Source organism: Azohydromonas lata NBRC 102462, assembly GCF_001571085.1.
In the GTDB taxonomy this organism is placed as follows: domain Bacteria; phylum Pseudomonadota; class Gammaproteobacteria; order Burkholderiales; family Burkholderiaceae_C; genus Azohydromonas; species Azohydromonas lata.
Window position 1 is genome coordinate 19,206 of the sequence record NZ_BCTC01000047.1, and the last position, 19,944, is coordinate 39,149.

General features: G+C 70.5%; 19 protein-coding genes and 1 pseudogene. 9 read left to right on the forward strand and 11 right to left on the reverse strand.

Translation table 11 applies throughout. The features are described 5' to 3' along the window. Window positions 1–2 precede the first annotated feature (2 nt). From ALA01S_RS16940 to ALA01S_RS16950, 3 genes are all read left to right on the forward strand, one after another. Window positions 3–1,364, forward strand: a complete 1,362-nt coding sequence (locus tag ALA01S_RS16940; RefSeq protein WP_066338524.1) for an MBL fold metallo-hydrolase — start codon at window positions 3–5, stop codon at window positions 1,362–1,364. Further along, complete coding sequence (locus ALA01S_RS16945) at window positions 1,361–2,890, forward strand: thymidine phosphorylase family protein (protein ID WP_238455836.1); 1,530 nt, start codon at window positions 1,361–1,363, stop codon at window positions 2,888–2,890. Before ALA01S_RS16940 ends, ALA01S_RS16945 begins: the two co-directional genes overlap by 4 nt. Before the next feature lie 138 nt (window positions 2,891–3,028). Next, window positions 3,029–3,382: a DUF305 domain-containing protein gene (locus tag ALA01S_RS16950; protein WP_066338526.1), complete on the forward strand. Its 354-nt coding sequence runs from the start codon at window positions 3,029–3,031 to the stop codon at window positions 3,380–3,382. A gap of 61 nt (window positions 3,383–3,443) precedes the next feature. Here the strand turns inward: ALA01S_RS16950 and cueR are convergent, their stop codons facing one another. Further along, window positions 3,444–3,863 carry a Cu(I)-responsive transcriptional regulator gene (cueR, locus tag ALA01S_RS16955; protein WP_174548632.1) on the reverse strand — a complete coding sequence of 140 codons (420 nt, stop codon included), beginning with the start codon at window positions 3,861–3,863 and terminating at the stop codon, window positions 3,444–3,446. 123 nt (window positions 3,864–3,986) lie between these two features. Further along, window positions 3,987–5,366: a selenoneine synthase SenA gene (gene senA / locus ALA01S_RS16960; RefSeq protein WP_238455837.1), complete on the reverse strand. Its 1,380-nt coding sequence runs from the start codon at window positions 5,364–5,366 to the stop codon at window positions 3,987–3,989. Between senA and ftsH the strand changes: the two are divergent. Next, a pseudogene (ftsH, locus tag ALA01S_RS16965) lies at window positions 5,326–6,795 on the forward strand (ATP-dependent zinc metalloprotease FtsH); the annotation flags it as partial. The gene senA and the pseudogene ftsH sit on opposite strands and share 41 nt — an antisense overlap. A gap of 88 nt (window positions 6,796–6,883) precedes the next feature. Here the strand turns inward: ftsH and ALA01S_RS16970 are convergent. The 9 genes from ALA01S_RS16970 to ALA01S_RS17010 form a co-directional block, all read right to left on the reverse strand. Further along, a complete protein-coding gene (locus tag ALA01S_RS16970; RefSeq protein WP_066338582.1) occupies window positions 6,884–7,609 on the reverse strand; it encodes a class II aldolase/adducin family protein in 726 nt (241 codons plus the stop codon). Between the two features lie 5 nt (window positions 7,610–7,614). Next, window positions 7,615–8,577: a Bug family tripartite tricarboxylate transporter substrate binding protein gene (locus ALA01S_RS16975; protein WP_066338529.1), complete on the reverse strand. Its 963-nt coding sequence runs from the start codon at window positions 8,575–8,577 to the stop codon at window positions 7,615–7,617. Between the two features lie 113 nt (window positions 8,578–8,690). Continuing rightward, complete coding sequence (gene nudC / locus ALA01S_RS16980) at window positions 8,691–9,503, reverse strand: NAD(+) diphosphatase (RefSeq protein ID WP_066338531.1); 813 nt, start codon at window positions 9,501–9,503, stop codon at window positions 8,691–8,693. Window positions 9,504–9,687: 184 nt separating this feature from the next. Further along, window positions 9,688–11,022: an MFS transporter gene (locus ALA01S_RS16985; protein WP_066338583.1), complete on the reverse strand. Its 1,335-nt coding sequence runs from the start codon at window positions 11,020–11,022 to the stop codon at window positions 9,688–9,690. A 136-nt stretch (window positions 11,023–11,158) separates the two neighbouring features. Beyond that, window positions 11,159–11,800, reverse strand: coding sequence for a maleylacetoacetate isomerase (maiA, locus tag ALA01S_RS16990; RefSeq protein ID WP_066338533.1), 642 nt, complete (start codon window positions 11,798–11,800; stop codon window positions 11,159–11,161). Between the two features lie 16 nt (window positions 11,801–11,816). After that, entirely contained in the window at window positions 11,817–12,533 is a 717-nt protein-coding gene (locus ALA01S_RS16995) for a fumarylacetoacetate hydrolase family protein (protein ID WP_066338535.1), read from the reverse strand. A 51-nt stretch (window positions 12,534–12,584) separates the two neighbouring features. Next, on the reverse strand, window positions 12,585–13,622 hold the full coding sequence (locus ALA01S_RS17000) for a cupin domain-containing protein (RefSeq protein WP_066338538.1): 1,038 nt from the start codon (window positions 13,620–13,622) through the stop codon (window positions 12,585–12,587). A 64-nt stretch (window positions 13,623–13,686) separates the two neighbouring features. Beyond that, window positions 13,687–14,889 carry a 3-hydroxybenzoate 6-monooxygenase gene (locus ALA01S_RS17005; RefSeq protein ID WP_066338546.1) on the reverse strand — a complete coding sequence of 401 codons (1,203 nt, stop codon included), beginning with the start codon at window positions 14,887–14,889 and terminating at the stop codon, window positions 13,687–13,689. A 162-nt stretch (window positions 14,890–15,051) separates the two neighbouring features. Next, complete coding sequence (locus tag ALA01S_RS17010; protein ID WP_066338549.1) at window positions 15,052–15,540, reverse strand: MarR family winged helix-turn-helix transcriptional regulator; 489 nt, start codon at window positions 15,538–15,540, stop codon at window positions 15,052–15,054. Between the two features lie 144 nt (window positions 15,541–15,684). Here ALA01S_RS17010 and ALA01S_RS17015 point away from each other — a divergent pair, with 144 nt between their 5' ends. The 5 genes from ALA01S_RS17015 (at window position 15,685) to ALA01S_RS17035 (ending at window position 19,928) form a co-directional block, all read left to right on the forward strand. Then, window positions 15,685–16,683 (forward strand): Bug family tripartite tricarboxylate transporter substrate binding protein, encoded by a 999-nt coding sequence (locus ALA01S_RS17015; protein ID WP_066338552.1) that lies wholly within the window; start codon window positions 15,685–15,687, stop codon window positions 16,681–16,683. 308 nt (window positions 16,684–16,991) lie between these two features. Beyond that, the gene (locus ALA01S_RS33120) at window positions 16,992–17,417 is read left to right on the forward strand and encodes a hypothetical protein (protein ID WP_157119067.1); all 426 of its coding nucleotides are present in this window, start codon (window positions 16,992–16,994) and stop codon (window positions 17,415–17,417) included. A gap of 231 nt (window positions 17,418–17,648) precedes the next feature. Further along, a complete protein-coding gene (locus ALA01S_RS17025) occupies window positions 17,649–18,650 on the forward strand; it encodes a response regulator (protein WP_066338555.1) in 1,002 nt (333 codons plus the stop codon). 28 nt (window positions 18,651–18,678) lie between these two features. After that, on the forward strand, window positions 18,679–19,056 hold the full coding sequence (locus ALA01S_RS17030) for a response regulator transcription factor (protein ID WP_066338556.1): 378 nt from the start codon (window positions 18,679–18,681) through the stop codon (window positions 19,054–19,056). Window positions 19,057–19,166: 110 nt separating this feature from the next. Then, the gene (locus tag ALA01S_RS17035) at window positions 19,167–19,928 is read left to right on the forward strand and encodes a phosphate/phosphite/phosphonate ABC transporter substrate-binding protein (RefSeq protein ID WP_238455838.1); all 762 of its coding nucleotides are present in this window, start codon (window positions 19,167–19,169) and stop codon (window positions 19,926–19,928) included. Window positions 19,929–19,944 lie beyond the last annotated feature (16 nt).

Consider the following 19,944-nt stretch of genomic DNA (forward strand, 5'->3'; position numbering starts at 1 on the left):
GCATGAAGCTCGGCTTTCACGGCGCTGCCGGCACCGTCACCGGCTCCAAGTACCTGGTGGAGCACCGCGGCCGGCGGCTGCTGGTGGACTGCGGGCTGTTCCAGGGCTGGAAGCCGCTGCGCGAGCTCAACTGGGAGCCGCTGCCCTTCGCCCCCGGCGAGGTGGACGCCGTGCTGCTCACCCACGCCCACCTGGACCACGCCGGCGCCCTGCCGCTGCTCGTCCGCCAGGGTTTCGCGGGGCCCGTGCTCGCCACGCCCGCCACCGCGGACCTCTGCGGGCTGCTGCTCCCGGACAGCGCCCACATCCAGGAGGAGGACGCCGCCTACGCCAACCGCCACCACACCTCGCGCCACTTGCCGGCCGAGCCGCTCTACACCAGCGAGGACGCGCAGCGCGCCCTGCGCCACCTGCAGCCGCTGCCGCTGCACACGGCCACCGAAGTCATCCCCGGCGTCACCGCCCGCTTCAGCCGCGCCGGCCACATCCTGGGCGCGGCCTCGCTCACGCTGGAGGCCGAGGGCCGCACGCTGCTCTTCTCCGGCGACTTGGGCCGGCCGGACGACCCGCTCATGCGCGAGGCCGAAGCCGCGCCGCGCGCGGACTGGATCGTCGTGGAGTCCACCTACGGCGACCGGCTGCACCCGGCCGAGGACGCCATGGCGGCGCTGGCCGACGTCATCAACCGCACCGCGGCGCGCGCCGGCACGGTGCTGGTGCCGGCCTTCGCGGTGGGCCGCGCGCAGCTCGTCCTGCTCATGGTCCACCGGCTGCGCGAGGCCGGGGCCATCCCCGAGCTGCCCGTGTTCCTGGACAGCCCCATGGCCATAGACACCACGGCCCTCTACGGCCGCCACCCCGGCGAGCACCGGCTCTCGCCGCGCGAGTGCGCGGCCATGTGCGGCGCGGCGCAGATGGTGCGCACGGCGCCGCAGTCGCGGGCGCTGTCGTCCGCGCGCTTCCCGGCGGTGGTCATCTCCGCCAGCGGCATGGCCACCGGCGGGCGCGTGCTGCACCACCTGGCGCAGCGGCTGCCGGACCGGCGCAACACCGTGGTGCTGGTGGGCTACCAGGCCGGAGGCACGCGCGGCGCGCGGCTGCTGGCCGGGGAGAAGACGCTGCGCATCTTTGGCCAGGACGTGCCCGTGCGCGCCGAGGTGGCGTCGCTCAGCGGGCTCTCGGCCCATGCGGACGCGGACCAGCTGCTGGCCTGGCTGCGCTCCAGCCCGCAGGCGCCGCGCCGCGTGTTCGTCACCCACGGCGAGCCCGCGGCGGCCGACGCGCTGCGCTGCCGCGTGGAGCACGAGCTGCACTGGCCCGCCACGGTGCCGCTGCTTGGGCGCACCGTGGAGCTGGGCGCATGAGCTGCCTGATGCGGGGCGGGCCGGCCGGCGCGCCGGCGCTGCGCGTGGTGCGCATGGGCATAGACACCTCGCAGGAGTTCGTCATCTACATGCCGCGCGAGGGCCCCGTGTGCCGCGCCGAAGGCTTCACGGCGCTGTCGCGGGTGGAACTGCGGCTGCGCGGGCGCTCGCTGATCGCCACGCTCAACGTGGTGGACGGCGGGCGGCTGGCGCCGGACGAGGCGGGCCTGAGCAACAGCGCCTGGCAGGCGCTGGGCGCGCGCCCCGGCGACGACGTGGACGTGGCGCACGCGCCGGTGCTGGAGTCCATGAGCCGCGTGCGCGCCAAGATCTACGGCCACCGGCTGGACGCGGCGTCGCTGGCCGCCATCGTGGGCGACGTGGCCGCGGGCCGCTACCCGGACGTGCACATCGCCGCCTTCCTCACCGCCTGCGCGGGCGGCCGCATGGACGTGCAGGAAACCATAGAGCTCACCCGCGCCATGGTGGAGGTGGGCGAGCGCCTGGCCTGGCCGGGCGCGGTGACAGGCGACAAGCACTGCGTGGGCGGGCTGCCGGGCAACCGCACCACGCCCATCGTCGTGGCGATTGCCGCGGCGGCCGGGCTGGTGGTGCCCAAGACGTCCTCGCGCGCCATCACCTCGCCCGCGGGCACGGCCGACGTGATGGAGACCATGGCCCCCGTGGCGCTGGACCTGCCCACGCTGCGCCGCGTGGTCTCGCGCGAGGGCGGCTGCCTGGCCTGGGGCGGCGCGCTGGCGCTGAGCCCGGCCGACGACGTGCTCATCCGCGTGGAGCGCCCGCTGGACCTGGACAGCGACGCGCAGCTCGTGGCCTCGGTGCTGTCCAAGAAGATCGCCGCGGGCTCCACCCACGTGCTGCTGGACGTGCCCGTGGGCCCCACCGCCAAGGTGCGCGGCGAGGCGGACTTCGTGCGCCTGAAGGCGCTGCTGGAGGTGGTGGCGCAGGCCCATGGCCTGCACGCGCGCGTGCTGCGCAGCGACGGCACGCAGCCCGTGGGCCGCGGCATGGGCCCGGCGCTGGAGGCGCACGACGTGCTGGCCGTGCTGCAGGGCCGCGCGGACGCGCCGGCCGACCTGCGCGACAAGGGCGTGGCGCTGGCCGCGGCGCTGCTGGAGTTCTGCGGCCGGGTGCCCGCGGGCGAGGGGCCGGCGGTGGCTGCGCGGCTGCTGGCGCAGGGCGCGGCGTGGCGCAAGTTCCTAGCGATCTGCGAGGCGCAGGGCGGTTTTCGCGAGCCGCCGCGCGCCGCGCTGCGCGAGCCCGCGCTGGCGCAGTGGAGCGGCCGCGTGACGGCCATGGACAGCCGCCGCCTGGCCCGCCTGGCCGCCCTGGCCGGTGCGCCCAACGTGGCCGTGGCCGGGCTGGAGCTGCACGTGAAGCTGGGCCAGCGGGTGGCCGTTGGGCAGCCGCTGCTGACCCTGCACGCCCAGGCGCGCGGCGAGCTGGATTACGCGCGCCAGTACCTGGCGGCCAGTGCGGTGTTCACGGTGGAGCGGGAAGAGTGAGCCGCTGAACCGCGACGCCCGCACTCCTGGCCGGCTGCGCTGACGGGAATGTGGCTTGCCAACCGGGCATCGCCTTCACTTCGGGAGTACGCGATGGCGGCGGCATCACGGTTTCAACGGTCATTGTGTGCACTGGCGGTGAGCGGCCTCACGCTGCTGGCAAGCGGCGCCGCGTTGGCGCAGCCGGCTTCGGCACCCATGCATGGCGGCGCGGCCGCGTCCGGCCCCCTGCACGGCGGCGCCGGCCAGATGGACATGCACCAGGCCATGCGCCACGGCGCGCAGGCCATGCAGGACATGAAGCCCACCGGCAACGTGGACCGCGACTTCGCCGCCATGATGCGCATGCACCACCAGCAGGCCGTGGAGATGTCGCAGGCCTACCTGAAGCAGGCCAAGTCGCCGGAGATGAGGGCCATGGCGCAGAAGATCATCCGCGACCAGAAGCGAGAGATCGTGCAGTTCGACAAGTGGTTGCGGGCGCATAAGTAGGGCGAAACGGGCTGGCGGGTATCACGACGTTCTTCTCGCGGCCCGCCGTGCCGCGCCCCTTTCACTGCCCCAAATCCTCCAATATCGGGCAATCCGGCCTGTGGTCCCCCTGGCAGCAGTGGACGAGCTGCGCCAGCGTGTCCTTCATGGCCGTCATCTCGGCAATGCGGCGCTCCAGGTCGGCCACGCGGGCCTGGGCGATGCGCTTGACCTCGGCGCTGCTGCGGCGGCGGTTCTGCCACAGGCGCAGCAGCTCGGCGATCTCCGCCATGCCGAAGCCCAGGTCGCGCGCCCGCCGTATGAAGCGCAGCGTGTGCACCTCCGCCTCGCCGTACTGGCGGTAGCCGGCCTCCGTGCGCCGCACCCGCGGCAACAGGCCCAGCGATTCGTAGTGCCGCACCATCTTGGCCGACACGCCGGAGCGCGCCGCCGCCTCGCCAATGTTCAGCCACTGCGTGGTGGCGTCGTCCTGCGTGTCCATGTCTCCTCCAGGCTGTCGCCGGCCGCGCAGCGCCTGCGCCAGCCGAGTCCGCCATTGTGCGCAGCCCCCGCGGTGTCCCGCCTCGGCGCACGGGCGCGCGGGGGCGCGGCGGCGTGGCGTCGCTCAGCGCAGGGCCGGCCGCACGGCACAACTGCGAAAGCCCGCGAACACGTCCTGCCGCTCAGGTGCGAAGAAGTTGCGGTAGCGCACGTGATGCAGCCGCGGCTGCGTGCCGAAGGAGCCGCCGCGCAGCACGGCGCGGGCGCCGAACCAGGGCGCGGAGTAGTCGCGGTAGGGATGCGGCGCGAACCCGGGATACGGCCTGAACCCGCTGTCCGTCCACTCCCACACGGCACCCCAGTCGAAGGCGGCCGGATGCGCCTGCACCGCCGCTTCCCACTCGGCCTCGCTGGGCAGCCGGCGCCCGGCCCAGGCGCACCAGGCCCGCGCCTCGTGCCGGTTGAGGTGGCAGGCCGCCTCGCGAACGTCCAGCGGCCGCCAGGCGCCCCACAGCCACCGCCACCAGGCACCGCCCTCGCGGCGCAGGCCGGCCGGCCCTTGCGGTTGCCGCGCCTGCCACCACGGGCGACCTTCGCCCATCCACCAGCGCTCGTCGCGGTAGCCGCCGGCCTCGACGAAGGGCAGGAACTCGCCCCAGCTCACGGCGCGGCTGTCGATGTCGCAGGCCGGCAAGGCCACGTCTTCCCCGGCCAGCTCGTTGTCGAAGGCAAAGCCGCCGTCCGGCGCACCGCCCAGGCGGTACGTGCCGGACTCCATGGGCAGCGGCGTGCGCGCGCCCGCCAGCGGCGCGGGCTGCCAGCGCGCATCGGCCACCGGCAGGCCGCGCGAGTGCGCCAGCCACAGCGCGGCCTCGTGGTGCATGTCCTCGTGCAGCAGCGCCAGGCGGAAGAAGTAGAGGCCGGCGTCGTCCGGCGCGGCCTCGTTCAAGGCCTGCAGCGTCAGCGCCAACTGCGCCGCGAGGTCGCCGTGCAGCGCCTCGGCGGGCGGCAGCGGCAGCCGTGCGCGCAGCGTGGACGCTACCCGGCTGGAGTCGTACAGCGCGTCGGCGCCCGCGCGCAGCGGCGGGCGGCGGGGCGCCTCGGGATCGGCCGCCGCGCCGCGCGCGCACTGCGGGTTGCGCGTGGTCCAGTGGGCCTGGAACCAGTCCACGTGGCCCAGCTCCCACCGCGGCGGGTTGTGGTCCGCCGACGCCGGCTGCGCCCGCGCCAGGGACGAGGCCTCGTGCAGCGCGAACGTGGCCAGCGTGTCGCGGCGGCTGTCCTGTAAAGCCTGCGCCAGCGCGGCGGGGCCGGCGCGGCGGATGGCTGTTCCTTCGGCTTGGCGCGGATTCATGGCCGCATGGTGGCGGCTGCGGCTGCCGCCGTGAAGCGCGTGGGCCTTGCCCAGCACAATGGGCTTCATCGCCGAGCAGATGGATTGCCCCGCCATGCCCGCACCCACCCTGGACAAGAAGCAGACCACCTTCTCCATCTGGTACGTCATCGGGGCGCTGTTCCTCATCAGCCTGCTGCAGGACTTCATCACCGCGCGCCACACGCTCACGCTGACCTACAGCGAGCTCAAGCAGGCCATCGCCGCGGGCAGCCTGCAGGAGCTGGTGATGGCCGACGGCCTGGCCGAAGGCACGCTGCGGGTCGAGGGGCTGGAAAAGGCGCTGCCGCCGGACAAGCTGGAGCAGCTCAGGGCCGTGGGCGGGGAGCACCGCTTCGTCACCGTGCTGGTGGACGACCCCACGCTGGTGCCGCAGCTCGACGCGGCCAAGGTGCGCTACGGCAGCGTGCGCGAGAGCAAGTGGCTGTCGATGCTGCTGTCCTGGGTGGCGCCGGCGCTGGTGTTCTTCGGCATCTGGTGGTTGCTCATGAAACGCATGGGCGGCGCCGGCGGCGCGGGCGGGCTGATGTCCATCGGCAAGAGCAAGGCCAAGGTCTACATGCAGCGCGAGACGGGCGTGACCTTCAAGGACGTCGCCGGCATAGACGAGGCCCGCGAAGAGCTGATGGAAGTGGTGGAGTTCCTGCAGAACCCCGAGCGCTACCGGCGCCTGGGTGGGCGCATCCCCAAGGGCGTGCTCATCGTGGGCGCTCCGGGCACGGGCAAGACGCTGCTGGCCAAGGCCGTGGCGGGCGAGGCCGGCGTGCCCTTCCTCTCGCTCAGCGGCTCGGAGTTCGTGGAGATGTTCGTGGGCGTGGGCGCCGCGCGCGTGCGCGACCTCTTCGAGCAGGCCGCCGCCAGGGCGCCGTGCATCGTCTTCATCGACGAGCTGGACGCCCTGGGCAAGGCTCGCGGCCTGGGCGGCATCAGCGGCGGCCACGAGGAGCACGAGCAGACGCTCAACCAGTTGCTGGTGGAGATGGACGGCTTCGACACCAGCGGCAGCGGCGTGATCATCATGGCCGCGACCAACCGCCCGGAAATCCTCGACCCGGCCCTGCTGCGCCCCGGCCGCTTCGACCGCCACGTCTCCATAGACAAGCCGGACATGAAGGGCCGCCGCCAGATCCTGGACGTGCACGTGCGCCAGGTCAAACTGGCGCCGGCCGTGGAGCTGGACTCGCTGGCCGCGCGCACCCCCGGCTTTGCCGGCGCCGACTTGGCCAACCTCGTCAACGAGGCCGCGCTGCGCGCCGCGCGCCAGGGCAAGGAGGCCGTGGACATGCAGGACTTCGAGCAGTCGCTGGACCGCATCGTGGCCGGGCTGGAGAAGCGCAATCGCGTCATGAATCCCGCGGAGCGCCGCTTCGTGGCCTACCACGAGGCCGGCCACGCCCTGGTGGCCGAGCACCGCGCCACGGCCGACCGGGTGGCCAAGGTGTCCATCATCCCGCGCGGCATCGCGGCCCTGGGCTACACCCAGCAGTCGCCCACGCAAGACCGCTACCTGCTGCGCAGGAGCGAGCTGCTGGACCGGCTGCTGCTCGAAAAGGAAACCGTGGACCGCGGGATGCTGGACTTTGTTTTGGCCGGCACGGCGCAGCCGGGCGGCTGAAGCCTCTGGCAGCTCAGCGGCCCGCGGCCTCCCGCGCCTGCGCCTTCCAGAGGTTCCAGGGCCGGTCCACCTGCCCCTCGGTGGTGTGGCCGGCGGCGGCCTCCTGCGGCGTGAGGTACTCCACCTCGCCCAAGGGCAGCGCCTGCAGCAGCAGCTTGGCGTTGACCTCGGTATAGACCGCGCGATAGACGGCCAGCCGCAGCGAGGACGCCACCACCGTGCAGCCATGGCCGCGCATGAGCACCACGCGCTCCTGGCCCAGCGAGCGCGCCAGCGCCGTGCCCAGCTCGCGGTTGCGGATCAGCAGATCGGTGGCCGCACCGGCGTGCTCGCGGATCTCGAACACCGGCGGTCCTTCGCCCAGGAAACCGCACATGTGGCAGGCCGGGCGCAGCCGCGCACCCTTGACGACGCCAAACGGCAGCACCGCCGGCGAGTGGTTGTGCACCACGGCCATCACGTCCGGGCGGGCCTTGTAGATCTCGCTGTGGATGAAGCGCTCCAGGTAGGGCCGCGGCGCACCGGCCGCCACCGCCTCGCCGCTGTCCACGTGGTACTCGACGATGTCGCCCGCCGCCACCTGCGCCGGCGCCATGTTGCGCGCCAGCAGGAAGCGCGACGGGTCAGCGTCATGCCGCACGCTGACGTGGCCGAAGGCGTCCACGATGCCCTGGTGGAACAGGATGTGGTTGGCATCGACCAGGTCGGCGATGAGCTCCGGATTCGCGTTGCTCGCCATGTCGATCATTCCGGCTGGATGTTGTTCTGCTTGATGAAGCCGCCCCAGTTCTGCTGCTCCTCCTTGAGCGAGGCGGCGAACTGCGCGGGCGTGTCGGCCACGGGCAGCAGCGCCTGCTGCTCCAGGCGCTGCACCAGGCCGGGGTCCTTCATGGCCTTCTGGATTTCACCGGCGATGCGCTGCACCAGCGCGGGCGGCGTCTTGGCCGGCACCATGACGGAGAAGGACGTGAACGCCTTGATGCCGGGCAGCCCGGCCTCGGCCAGCGTGGGCACCTTGGGCAGGAGGCTGCTCTTGTCGGTGATGGCCAGCGCCGAGACCTTGCCGGCGTCCACGTACTGGCGAACGCTGGCCAGGTCCGTGAGCATGAACTGCACGCGCCCGCCCAACAGGTCCTGGTAGGCCGGGCCCACGCCCTTGTAGGGCACGTGGCTGAACTGCGCGCCGCTGGCGGTCTCCATCATGCGTACGCCGATGTAGAGCGGGCTGCCGACGCCGGCCGTGCCGTAGAACAGCGTGCCGGGCTCGCGCTTGCCGCGCTCCAGCAACTCGCGCAGCGTCTTGAGGCCCGTGGCCGGATTGGCGACGACGACCATGGGCGCGATCACGCCGCGCGTCACCGGCGCGAAGTCTCGGAACACGTCGTAGCTCAGCGATTTGTAGAGCGCCGGGTTGATGCCCAGCGAGGAATTGGAGGCCACCAGCAGCGTGTAGCCGTCCGGCGGCGCCTTGGCCACGAAGGTCGCACCGATGGCGCCGCTGGCGCCGGGCTTGTTGTCCACCACGAAGCTCTGCTTGAGCTGCTCGGTGAGCTGCTGCGCCAGCAGCCGGCCGTAGGTGTCCGTGCCGCCGCCGGGCGAGGAAGGCACCACCACCGTCACCGGTTTGCCCGGCCACTCGCCTTGCGCCGCCGCCACGCCCGCCCCCGCGGCCAGCAGCATGGCCATGCAGGCCTTCACGTACTTCATCGCATCGTCTCCTGCAAACTTCTCAAAATGCATAGAAGACTAAGATAAAGGAGGGCGAGTGCCGCGCCTACCGTGGCATACCCTGGGGTGCGCCACGGTGCCTTGGCGAAGCTTCAGGCGGCCTGCCGCGGCAGCGTTTCCACGGCGTGGCGTATCAGGTAGCCGGAGATGCTGAACAGCGGCGGGATGCCGGGCAGGGCGTCGAAGGGGTACCAGCCGGCGTCCTCGATTTCCTCCGGCTGCCGCACGATCTCGCCGCCGTCCCACTCGGCCGTGAAGGCGACCATGAGGCTGTGCGGAAACGGCCAGCTCTGGCTGCCGAAGTAGCGCAGGTTCTTCACGCGCACGCCGACCTCCTCGGCGACTTCGCGGGCCACGCAGTCCTCCAGCGTCTCGCCGGGCTCCACGAAGCCGGCCAGCGCGCTGTACATGCCGGGAATGAAGTGCGGCGCGCGCGCCAGCAGCAGCTCGCCCGGGCGCCACACCAGCGCCATCATGGCCGGGCTGATGCGCGGGTAGACGGTGTGGCCGCAGGCCGGGCAGTGGCGCGAGCGCTCATGCGCCTGGCGCACGGTGGGCGTGGCGCACACGCCGCAGAAGCGGTGCGTGCGGTCCCACTCCAGCACCTGCGCGGCGCGCCCGGCCACGGCGGACAGCGGCGCGGGCAACTGCATCATGGCCGCGCGCAGGTTCACGCCGCGCCAGCCGGCGGGCGGCTCGTCCAGCACGCAGGCCCAGCAGTCGTGCTCGTCCAGCCGGCCCAGGTAGTGGCAGGTTTCAACGGGCGCCATCAGCGCCGCGCCAGGGGGCAGCGAGAGCGTTTCGCTGCCGTTGTCCGGCAGCAGCAGGTCCTTGCCGACGAAGGCGAAATGCCAGCCCAGGGGCGTGGGCTGGCCGGGGGGCTGGTGGGCAGGGGTGAAGGGCATGGGCTCCTCGTGCGTCGTCTTTGGGCCGCGGCGCGGCGGCGGTTTGTGGGCGCGAGGATGGCATGCCGGCGCACGGCCCAAAGGCGGCGCGGGCTCTGCCGCAGCACCGCCGTGCCAAGGGCTGGCACGGCGGCTGGCGCGGCGGGCGTGGCGCCGCGGCCGCGCGTTGGGCGGGCCTGCAGGCTCAGTGCGCCGCCGCCAGTGCCGCCGGCGGCTGCCCCGCGGCGCGCCGGCCCAGGGCCAGCACGGCGGCCATGGCGCCCAGCAGCGGCAGCGCGAAGGCGTAGTACAGGCTGGAAGCCGTCCAGCCGCCGTCCAGCAGCATGCCGGCCATCAGCGGTGCCAGGATGGCGCCCAAGCGGCCCACCGCGATGGCGTAGCCCAGCGCCGTGGTGCGCACCGCCGCCGGGTACACCGCGGGCGCCGCCGCATACAGCCCGGCCATGGAGGCGAACACGAAGATGCCTATGCCGAACGCCGCCGCGAAGGCCAGCGCCAGCGCGCCGGTGACGGCCCCGAAGGCCACCATGCTGGCCGCGCCCAGGGCCATGCTGCCGGCGATGAGCCCGCGCAGCGGCAGCCGCATCGCCAGCGCGCCGAAGAGGCTGCCCCCCAGCATGCCGCCCACGTTGAGCAGCACGCCGCCGGTGATGCCCTGCTGCGCCGACAGCCCCGCGGCCACCAGCAGCTTGGGCGTCCAGCTCAGCGCGAAATAGAAGCTGAACATCAGCAGGAAGAAGGCGGCCCACAGCGCCAGCGTGGAGCGCGCCATGCCGCCGGTGAACAGCGCCGTGAGCTTGCCGCCGCCGCCCTGGGCCGCGCGCGCCGCGGGCAGTGCCGCCAGTGGCGCCTGGCCCATGCGCTGCAGCAGCCGGTTCAGCCGCTGCAGCGCGCCGGCCGGGCGCCTGGCGATGAGGAAGTCCAGCGACTCCGGCAGCCGCCACAGCACCACGGGAATCATGGCCGCCGTGACCACGCCGCCGAACACGAACACCGAGCGCCAGCCGTCATGCGCCAGCAGCCACGCGGCGATGCTGCCGCCCACGGTGGCGCCCAAGGGGTAGCCGGCGGACTGCAACGCGATGCAGGTGTTGCGCCACTTGGCCGAGGTGAACTCGCCCGTGATGACGGTGACGCTGGCCAGCATGCCGCCTATGCCCAGCCCGGTGAGGGCGCGCGCCGCGCCCAGCTCCAGCGTGCTGCGCGTGAGGGCCGACAGCAGCATGCCGCCGCTCACCAGCACCAGGCACAGCAGGATGACGGGCTGCCGCCCCCAGCGGTCGGCCAGCGGCGCCAGCAGCAGCGAGCCCGCGGCCATGCCGAACAGGCCCGCGCTGAACAGCACGCCCAACTGCGCGCCGTTGAGATGCCATTCGGCCGAGACGCTGGCGGCCGTGAAGGCCATCACCAGCACGTCAAAGCCGTCCAGCGCGTTGAGCAGGACGCAGATCGCCACGGCGATGCACTGGAAGCGGCTCATGGCGCCCTGGTCCAGCGCCTGTTGAATGTCGCGGGGCATGGGAGGCTCCTCGCAGTTGAAAGGAAAGCGGTTTGAAAAGCGCCCGCGCAGGGCTGCGCCCGCCGCGTCCTGCAAGCGGACGCGGGATGGGGCCTTGCTCGGTGATGGGCGTGTGAAGGCCGCCGCGGCGGGGGCGTCAGCCCGCGTCCGGCTGCGCCGCGGGCGCGGCGCGCTGGAAAGCGTCGAGCTCGCCGCAGGCGGCGTCCACGGCGCGTATCAGCGGATAGGGCGTGAGATCCACCTTGAAGCGGCGGGCGCTTTCCACCTGGGGCACCAGGTAGACGTCGGCCAGCGTGGGCGCGTGGCCGAAGCAGAAGTCGCCGCGCGCCGGGTCGGCCGCCAGCAGGGCTTCGATCGCATCGAAGCCGGCCGTGATCCAGGTCGCGCACCAGGCGTTGATGGCGGCCTCGTCGGCGCCGAAGGTGTGGCGCAGCGCCTCCAGGATGCGGCGGTTGTTGATGGGGTGCACGTCGCAGCCCACGATGGCCGCCAGCGCGCGCACGCGGGCGCGGCTTGGCGCATCGCGCGGCAGCAGCGGCGGCTCGGGGTGCGTCTCCTCCAGCCACTCGATGATGGCCGGCGACTGGATGAGCACGCTGCCGTCGTCCTGCTGCAGCGCCGGCACCAGCCCCTGCGGGTTGAGCGCCTTGAAGGCCGGCTGCGTGTGTGCCTCGGTGCGCAGGTCCACCGGCACCTGCTCCACCGCCAGCCCTTTCAGGTTGAGCGCGATGCGCAGCCGGTGCGAGGTGCCGCTGCGAAAAAAGCCGTAGAGCTTCATGGCCGTGCGCTGCGCGTCACTCGGCCGGGCCGACGTTGAGCGCCACTTCGCCCACGCCCTGCACGTGCCCCGTGATGCGGTCGCCCGGCACCACCGCGCCCACGCCCTCGGGCGTGCCCGTGTAGATCAGGTCGCCGGGCTGCAGGTGATAGAAGAGGGAGAGGTCGGCGATGAGCTCGCGGATGTTCCAGATGAGCTTGTTGACGTCGGATTGCTGCTGGGTCTGGCCGTTGACCGCCAGCGCGATCTCGCCTTGCTCGATCACCACGCCCGGCATGGGCACGACCTCGCTGCAGACGGAGGAGAACTCCACGTCCTTGCCCAGGTCCCAGGGGCGGCCCTTGTCGCGCGCGACGAGCTGCAGGTCGCGCCGCGTCATGTCCAGGCCGCAGGCGTAGCCGTAGATGATGTCGTGCGCATCTTCCGCCTTCACGCGGAAGCCCGGCTTGCCGATGGCGACGACCAGCTCCATTTCGAAGTGGTAGTTCTTCGTTTCGCTGGGGTAGGGCGTGGTGGCGCCGGACGCCACCAGCGTCTGCGGCGCCTTGGTGAAGTAGAAGGGGCGCTCCACCGACTTGTCTACCGGGCGGCCCATCTCAACGGCATGCGCGTGGTAGTTGCGGCCGACGAAGAACAGGCGGTTCACCGGCAGGCGCTCGCCCTGGCCGCGCACGGGCAGCGAGGGCGTGGCGGGCGGGGTCCAGAGGTATTGGGCGGTTTGGGTGTCGTTCATGGCGGTCTTCCGTGTGTGGGAGCTTGCGAGGTGGGTGGCGTGGGAGGCGGCTCAGTCCCGGTTCTCGAACACGCCCAGCTTCTGGTGCAGCGGCGTCTCGTCGGCGATGAAGATGAAGGCCGGCGCGCTGGCCGAGGTGTTCGCCAGGCTCACTTCGCTGTAGCCCGGGGCGCAGCAGGTGTCGGCTTCGGCGAGGGTGAAGCTTTCGCCTTCGATGCGGGCCTGGGCCGCGCCTTCGATGAGGTGGAACACGCAGGCCGGCGAGCGCACGGGCAGCCGCAGCGTCTGCCCGGGGCGCAGCATGAGGGCGTAGAAGCCCAGGATGTTCTGCGCGGCGGCGCCGGTCTCGGGATTCACGTAGCCCACCTGCACGGCTTGGAGCTCCGGCTGGTCGGCGGCCAGGGACTGCAGCGCAGCGCGCGTCTCGGTCCAGGGGTAGCGCAGCAGGGGGTAGGCCTGGGCCGAACGCTGGAACACCGGCATGGGCACCACGCCGCCGCGCAGCCAGGCGCGCTCGCCGTGGCCGGGTTTCACGCTCTGGCGCGGGCCGTCCACGTGGTAGGACGCCTCCATGTAATGGACCAGCGGCAGGTCCAGCACGTCCAGCCACACCACGGGCTCGGTGCCGTCGTGGCCGTGGTCGTGCCACAGGCCGGTGGGGGTGAGGATCAGGTCGCCGCGCTGCATGGGGCACTTCTCGCCGTCCACGTTGGTCCAGGCGCCTTCGCCTTCGACGACCATGCGCACCGCGTTGGGCGTGTGGCGGTGCGACGGCGCCCATTCGCCCGGCAGCAGCAACTGCATCCCGAGGTACATGGCGGCGCTGGCCTGCATCTTCTCCAGCCCGTGGCCGGGGTTGGCCAGCACCAGCACGCGGCGCTCGGCCTTCTCCATGGGCGTGAGCTCGCCGGCCTGCAGCAGCAGCGGGCGCAGCGCCTGGTAGGACCAGTGCGTGGGCCGGGTGTTGGGCCTGGGCTTGCCCGGGGGCAGCACGGCGCGCAGGCTGGGCCACAGCGGCACCAGGTTCTGCGCGCGCAGGGCCTGCACGTAATCCGCGGGCAGGTCTTCGAGGCGGCCGAGTTCGTTCATGGCGGGGTCGTCCTTCTGGTACTTGTGGTGCTTGTGGCGTGCGCGGTGCTGTTGTCGCTGCGGCTCACTGCGGTGCCAGGCAGTTGTCCACGTTCCAGCCGTACAGCCATTCCATGGCGTCGTAGAAGCGCTCCGGCGTGCGGCCGCGCCAGAGATCGTTGCGCACCAGGCGTTCCACGCCCTTGGCGTGGTAGATGCGCCCCATCTCGCGCGACGACAGGACGATGCGCGCCGTGCGCGCCACGCGGGAGCGCTGGTAGAGGTCGAAAGCCTTGGCGATGTCGTTGCCGTGCACGCGCAGCGCCTCGCCCAGGGTCACGGCGTCTTCCATGGCCATGCAGGCGCCCTGGGCCATGTACTGCGTGGTGGGGTGGGCGGCGTCGCCCAGCAGCGTGACGCGGCCGTAGGTCCACTGGCCTATGGGCTCGCGGTCGGCGGTGGCCCAGCGCTTCCAGCTCTTGGGCAGGTCGATGAGCTGCCGCGCCTTCGGGCAGATGCCCTGGAAGTAGCTCTGCACCTCCTCCTTGCTGCCTTCGCGCACGCCCCACTCCTCCTGCTCGCGGCTGTGGAAGGTGACGACCACGTTGTATTGCTCGCCGCCGCGCAGCGGGTAGTGCACCAGGTGGCAGTTGGGGCCGACCCAGATGCTGGCGGCGTTCCACTGCAGGTCGGCCGGGAAATCCTTCTTGTCCACGACGGCGCGGTAGACCACGTGGCCGGTGACGCGCGCCGCATCGCCCACGAACTGCTGGCGCACCACCGACTTCACGCCGTCGGCACCGATGAGCGCGATGCCGCGGTGGCGCACGCCGTTCTGGTCCACGGCGGTGACGCCCGCCTCGTCCTGCTCCACGTGCTCGATGCGCGTGGAGGTGAGGCACTCCACCCGGCCGCTGGCCTGCGCGCCTTCCAGCAGCGACAAGTGCACGTCCGCCCGGTGGATCACGGCGTAGGGGTTGCCGAAGCGCTTTCTGAAGGCCTCGCCCGTGGGGATGAGGCCGACCTGGTACTCGTCCAGCGCGTCGTGCATGACCATGTAGTCGGTGTAGACGGCGCGGCTGCGCGCCTTCTCGCCAATGCCCAGCGCGTCGAAGGCGTGAAACGCATTGGGGCCCAACTGGATGCCCGCGCCGATTTCGCCCATCTCCGGCGCCTGCTCCATCACCTTCACCTTGAAGCCGCGGCGCACCAGCGCCAGCGCCGCCGCCAGCCCGCCGATGCCGCCGCCGGCCACCAGGATGGGAAGGTCCGTGTTCGTCGTGCCCATGCTTGTCTCCTGCTCAAGAACGCTGAAAGTCAGCACACTGAAGATTAGTGTAGATTTGATTAACCAAGATCAAATGCGGGCAAACCCTGAGGGGCTGGCGGGGTGCGGCGAGACCGGCGTGGGCGCTTGGCCGCGTTCAGCGGCGCAGCGCCTGGACGGCCCTCAGCGTCCGTCCGGCATTTCGCGCGGCGCGCGGCTGAGCTCGTTGTTGGCTTCCACCAGCGTGCGCAGCATGCGCAGGAACAGCGGCCGTTCCTCCGCGGGCAGCGGGGCCAGGATGCGCTCCTGCACCTGGGCCACGCCGGGCTGCACCTCGTCCAGCAGCGCACGGCCGGCAGCCGTGGTGGCCAGCAGGCGCACGCGGCGGTCCTGCGGCGACTGCTTGCGCACGATCAGGCCCTGGCGCTCCAGGCGGTCCACCACCCCGCCGGTGGTGGAGGTGTCGAAGCCGATGGCGCGCGCCAGCGCGCCCTGCTCGATGTCGGGCATGCGCGCCGCGGCATTGAGCGCCGCGTACTGCACGGGGGTGAGGTTCCAGTCCTTGAGCTCGTCCATGAACAGCGCCACGGCGATCTGCTGCAGGCGGCGGATGTAGTGGCCGGGCAGGTCGTCCAGCGAGGGCAGGGAGGTGGTCGGCAGGTCGGTGGTCATGGCAGCGATGGGCGTAAACCCGCAATGATCCAGGTCAAGAATTGACCTATGCTGAAATTAAGCATGCTGATGATAGGCGTGCGGACAAAAACGGTATGGGTGGATTCCCGCCAGCCGCATTTCTGAATTCTGGAGACACACAGCATGCAGTCCATTGCCCACTCGTCCACGCGACGCCATGTTCTGGCGCTGGCCGCCGTTGCCGCTGTTTTGGGCAGCGGCGCGGTGCAGGCCCAGCCCGCCGGGTATCCCGCCAAGCCGGTGACCATCTTCACCGCCTTTGCGCCGGGCAGCGGGCCGGACGCGGTGCTGCGCATCGTGGGCGAGAAGCTGGGCAAGGCCTGGAACCAGCGCGTGCTGGTGGAAAACCGGCCGGGCGGCGGCGGCTTCATCGCCATAGACGCGGTCAAGGGCAAGCCGGCCGACGGCTACACGCTGCTGCAGCTGGACAGCGAGCACCTGGCCGCCCTGCCGCATCTCTACAAATCGCGCGGCTTCGAGACGCTCAAGACCTTCGAGCCCGTGGCCATCCTGTTCCGCACGCCTTTCATGCTGGCCGTGGCTGCCGATTCCAAGTGGAAGACCGTGGCCGACGTGGTGGCCGCCGCCAAGGCCGAGCCGGGCAAGGTGACCTATGGCTCCTGGGGCGTGGGCAGCCCGGGCCACTTGGGCGGCGAGGAGTTGCAGATGCGCACCGGCACGGAGATGCAGCACGTGCCTTACCGCGAGGTGTCGCAGCTCTTCACGTCGGTGGGCGCGGGCGACGTGTCGTGGAGCTTCGGCTCCATCCCGTCCAGCCAGGGCGCTTTCAAGGCCGGCAAGATCCGCTACCTGGCGGTGGCCGCGCCCAAGCGCCTGGCACAAATGCCGGAGGTGCCCACCATGGCCGAGGCCGGCGGCCCGGCGCTGGACGTGAATTCCTTCGTCGTGCTGGTGGCGCCGCGCGGATTGCCCGCCGCCGTGCGCGACAAAATCCACGCCGACGTGGCCAAGGCCGTGGCCGACGCCGACGTGCAGTCCCGCTTCAATACCTTCGCCTTTGAAACGTTGAATTGGTCGCCGGAGGAAATCGGCCGCCAAGCGGCGGCCAAGTCGCGGATTTACGGCGAGCTGGCGCAGCGCAAGAACATCAGCCTGGAATGAGCCTGGTGGGCCGGTGCGATCCGCGCGCATCGGCCTGAAAGGCACCGATACGGTGCGCGCAACAGGCCTGCTGCCCATTGTTTGAGCACGCTAACCCATGCCCAGGGGGGACAGGGGCTTGGCGCCGTTCTCAAACGCTTGTTCACAGGCTTATCCACAGATCTTGGGGGAAACCCTTTACCAGACCGTCCCTGGGGCACGCTGGCGGGGCGCCGGGGCCCGTTTGCCGCGCCCGGGCCACGTCAGCAAGTTCACATTTCGGCAACCAACATCATTATGGGGACGCCGAAAATCTGAAAATTGGGTTTTTGAGTGCCGAAGTAATTGGCGTCAATATACTGGCAGGAAATTTGACACAAGGTATGTGTCGGCATGCCCTGTATTTTTCGCCGCAGCTTGGCTGCTTTATGACTGCAGTTGTTTATTCTGAGCCTGCGGCACTTCAATCGGCGCTGCTGGATCCTGTATTTCTGGCCTGCCTGTGCAGTGCGGCCGGTAACCCTGAGCTTGTCGCGGGGTTCAGGAATTTGGCCGGCCACCAGTTTGCACCGCACGACATGGCCGCGGGCACCGGCGCGGACGACGCGTCGGCCTCCCTGGCGGGCGACTTCATGCGGTTCGTCAACTTCGTGCACGGCACCATCTACATGCGCCTGGACCCCAAAGTGCGCCAGGACATGGGCGCGGCCCTTGCGCTGGCCAGACGGGCTTGTGAAGGCCTATTGTTGAATTGATCTGTTTCAAGGCGTGTTGCGGTAATTAACAGTCCGCTAACACAGCCTGCGATCGTCTGACGGAGAGTGTGGTCCAGCGTCGCGATACAAATTCATTTTTTCCACTCCAGAATTGATATATCGGGCTAGACCCTTTAGGGAATTGAATGGAGATGGCGGAACCGATGAGCGCAAGCCATTTGTTCCAGGAATTTGGTCGCAAGTTCTGGAGTTCCGATTTGAAGGATCAGCATGACTGGTCAAACCATACTCATCGTTGACAGCAACCCGGACGACCTGGCTTTCACGGCTCAGGTGCTGGGCCCCGAGCACCGTCTTGCATTTGCCTGGAGTGGCCGCAGCGTCATGGCGGCCGTGCGCAAGCACAAGCCGGCGCTGGTGTTGTTGGATCTGGATTTGCCGGACATGGACGGCTTTGCCGTGGCCCGCGAGATCAAGGCGGACCCGGAGACATCGGTGATTCCCGTGGTGTTCGTCGCGGCCAGGAACAGCGTGGGCGACGAGGCCGGAGCGTTCCGTGAGGTCCACGGCTGCCTGTTCAAGCCCATGGTGCCGGCCGAGCTGCTGGCTTGCGTTCGCAAGCAGGTGGCGCTGCACCAGCATGCCCGCACGGAGGCGGCCTACCGCGAGGCGCTGCTGATGCTGGGCAAGGCCAGCCATTTCCGTGACGACCGCGCGGGCCGGCATCCGCAGCGCATGGCCGCCTACGCGGCCGCGCTGGCCGAAGCCGCCGGTTGGGACAACGCGCAGATCAGGCTGCTGGAGCTGGCCGCTGCGCTGCACGACATTGGCGAATTGGGAGTGCCTGACTCCATCGTGCTCAAACCGCTGAAGCTGGATGCCGATGAGTGGGAAACCATGAAGACCCACTGCCGCCTCGGCCACGACATGCTCATCTGCCATGACGCGCCGGTGTTCAAGATGGCCGCGGCCGTCGCGCTGCATCACCACGAGAAGTGGGACGGCTCCGGCTACCCCGACCGGCTGTCCGGCACGGCCATCCCGGAGGCCGCGCGCATCGTGGCGGTGGCCGACGTCTTCGACGCCCTCACCATGAACCGCCCGTACCGGCAGGCTTGGCCCGTGGATGCGGCCATCGCCACGCTGAATTGCGCCGCCGGCACGCACCTGGAGCCGCGCTTGGTCAAGCTGTTCGAGGGCATCCTGCCGCGCATTCTCGAGATCAAGGCGGAGAAGGAAGCCGTGGCACGCAGCGAAGACCGCGCGGCTTGACGCATCAAGGGCCGTAACCCCTCCCACCATGAAACAAGTACTGATCGTTGATGACCAGGCGGACCTGCGCAAGCTGCTTCGCTGGTCCCTGGACGAGTTCGAAGATCGGCTTGAGCTGCACGAGGCCAGCAACGGCACCGCCGCGCTGGAGAAGGCCGAGGAGGTCAAGCCCGACCTGGTGCTGCTGGACGTGATGATGCCCGGCGAGCTCAATGGCTTGCAGGTGTGCCGGCGGCTGCGCGACATGCCCGTGCTGCAGGGCACCCGCGTCGTGCTGCTGTCGGCCCGCGCCCAGGCGACGGACATCCAGGAAGGCATGGCCGCGGGAGCCGATGCCTACATGGTCAAGCCCTTCAGCCCGCAACGCCTCATCGAAACGGTGCAGCGGCTGCTGCCCGACCTGTAAACCACCGAACCTTTCACAGATCCATGGGCTTTTTGCGCTCCCGTCTTGCCGGCACTTTCCTCACCTGCGCGTTCGCGGCCTACCTCCCCGCCGCGGGGGCGCAAACCTACATGTTCTCCCCGGTCAACCAGTACGGCATCAACGTGACGGCCGAGTACTGGAACCCGGTCATGGCCTACGTGTCCGAGAAGAGCGGCGTCAAGCTCCAGCTCAAGATTGGGCGCACTTCCGCGGACACCACCAGCTTCGTGCTGGCCAAGGAAGTCGACTTCGTCTTCACCAACCATCTTTTCAGTCCCGAGCGGGAAAAGCTGGGCTGGAAGGTTTTCGGCCGGCGCCAGACGCCGCCCGTGCATGGACAGATCGTGGTGGCGGAGGACTCGCCCATCACCGACTTGTCGCAGCTCGCCGGCAAGGACGTGTGCTTCCCCGGCCCCGAGGCCACGGTTTCCTACAAGTTCACCTATGCGCAGCTGCTCGCGCGCAAGGTGGATGTGAACGTCGTGTTCGCCGGCAACACCGATGGCGCCTTCGTCCAGCTCTTCAGCGGCAAGGCCGCGGCGGCCGGCGTGAACTCCCAGTTGGTGGAGGGCTACGCGCGGCGCGAGAACAAGAAGTTCCGCGTGCTGTGGTCCTCCCCGCCGCTGCACGACCTGGCGCTCATGCACTCGGACCGCGTGCCCGACCGTGATGCCAAGGCCGTGGCCAAGGCTTTCCTGGGCATGCATGCCGACCCCAAGGGCCGCGCCATTCTTGAGCAGTCCTCGCGCCTGGCCGGCTTGACCGAGGTCGTGCGCTTCATCCCGTCCGACGGCAGCGAGTACGCGCCGTATCGCGACTTCTACCGGGCGGCTCCGGCCCAATTGCGCTGAGCGCCGGCAAGAGGTC

What these genes read in the sequence shown, in the direction of transcription:
- ALA01S_RS16940 (WP_066338524.1), top strand. Translation starts at nt 3, where the DNA reads ATGAAGCTCGGCTTTCACGGCGCTGCCGGCACCGTCACCGGCTCCAAG.
- ALA01S_RS16945 (WP_238455836.1), top strand. Translation starts at nt 1,361, where the DNA reads ATGAGCTGCCTGATGCGGGGCGGGCCGGCCGGCGCGCCGGCGCTGCGC.
- cueR (WP_174548632.1), bottom strand. Translation starts at nt 3,863, where the DNA reads ATGGACACGCAGGACGACGCCACCACGCAGTGGCTGAACATTGGCGAG.
- senA (WP_238455837.1), bottom strand. Translation starts at nt 5,366, where the DNA reads ATGACGTACCAGATGGAGAAGGTGGTCTGCTTCTTGTCCAGGGTGGGT.
- ALA01S_RS16970 (WP_066338582.1), bottom strand. Translation starts at nt 7,609, where the DNA reads ATGGCGAGCAACGCGAATCCGGAGCTCATCGCCGACCTGGTCGATGCC.
- ALA01S_RS16975 (WP_066338529.1), bottom strand. Translation starts at nt 8,577, where the DNA reads ATGAAGTACGTGAAGGCCTGCATGGCCATGCTGCTGGCCGCGGGGGCG.
- nudC (WP_066338531.1), bottom strand. Translation starts at nt 9,503, where the DNA reads ATGCCCTTCACCCCTGCCCACCAGCCCCCCGGCCAGCCCACGCCCCTG.
- ALA01S_RS16985 (WP_066338583.1), bottom strand. Translation starts at nt 11,022, where the DNA reads ATGCCCCGCGACATTCAACAGGCGCTGGACCAGGGCGCCATGAGCCGC.
- maiA (WP_066338533.1), bottom strand. Translation starts at nt 11,800, where the DNA reads ATGAAGCTCTACGGCTTTTTTCGCAGCGGCACCTCGCACCGGCTGCGC.
- ALA01S_RS16995 (WP_066338535.1), bottom strand. Translation starts at nt 12,533, where the DNA reads ATGAACGACACCCAAACCGCCCAATACCTCTGGACCCCGCCCGCCACG.
- ALA01S_RS17000 (WP_066338538.1), bottom strand. Translation starts at nt 13,622, where the DNA reads ATGAACGAACTCGGCCGCCTCGAAGACCTGCCCGCGGATTACGTGCAG.
- ALA01S_RS17005 (WP_066338546.1), bottom strand. Translation starts at nt 14,889, where the DNA reads ATGGGCACGACGAACACGGACCTTCCCATCCTGGTGGCCGGCGGCGGC.
- ALA01S_RS17010 (WP_066338549.1), bottom strand. Translation starts at nt 15,540, where the DNA reads ATGACCACCGACCTGCCGACCACCTCCCTGCCCTCGCTGGACGACCTG.
- ALA01S_RS17015 (WP_066338552.1), top strand. Translation starts at nt 15,685, where the DNA reads ATGCAGTCCATTGCCCACTCGTCCACGCGACGCCATGTTCTGGCGCTG.
- ALA01S_RS17025 (WP_066338555.1), top strand. Translation starts at nt 17,649, where the DNA reads ATGACTGGTCAAACCATACTCATCGTTGACAGCAACCCGGACGACCTG.
- ALA01S_RS17030 (WP_066338556.1), top strand. Translation starts at nt 18,679, where the DNA reads ATGAAACAAGTACTGATCGTTGATGACCAGGCGGACCTGCGCAAGCTG.
- ALA01S_RS17035 (WP_238455838.1), top strand. Translation starts at nt 19,167, where the DNA reads ATGTTCTCCCCGGTCAACCAGTACGGCATCAACGTGACGGCCGAGTAC.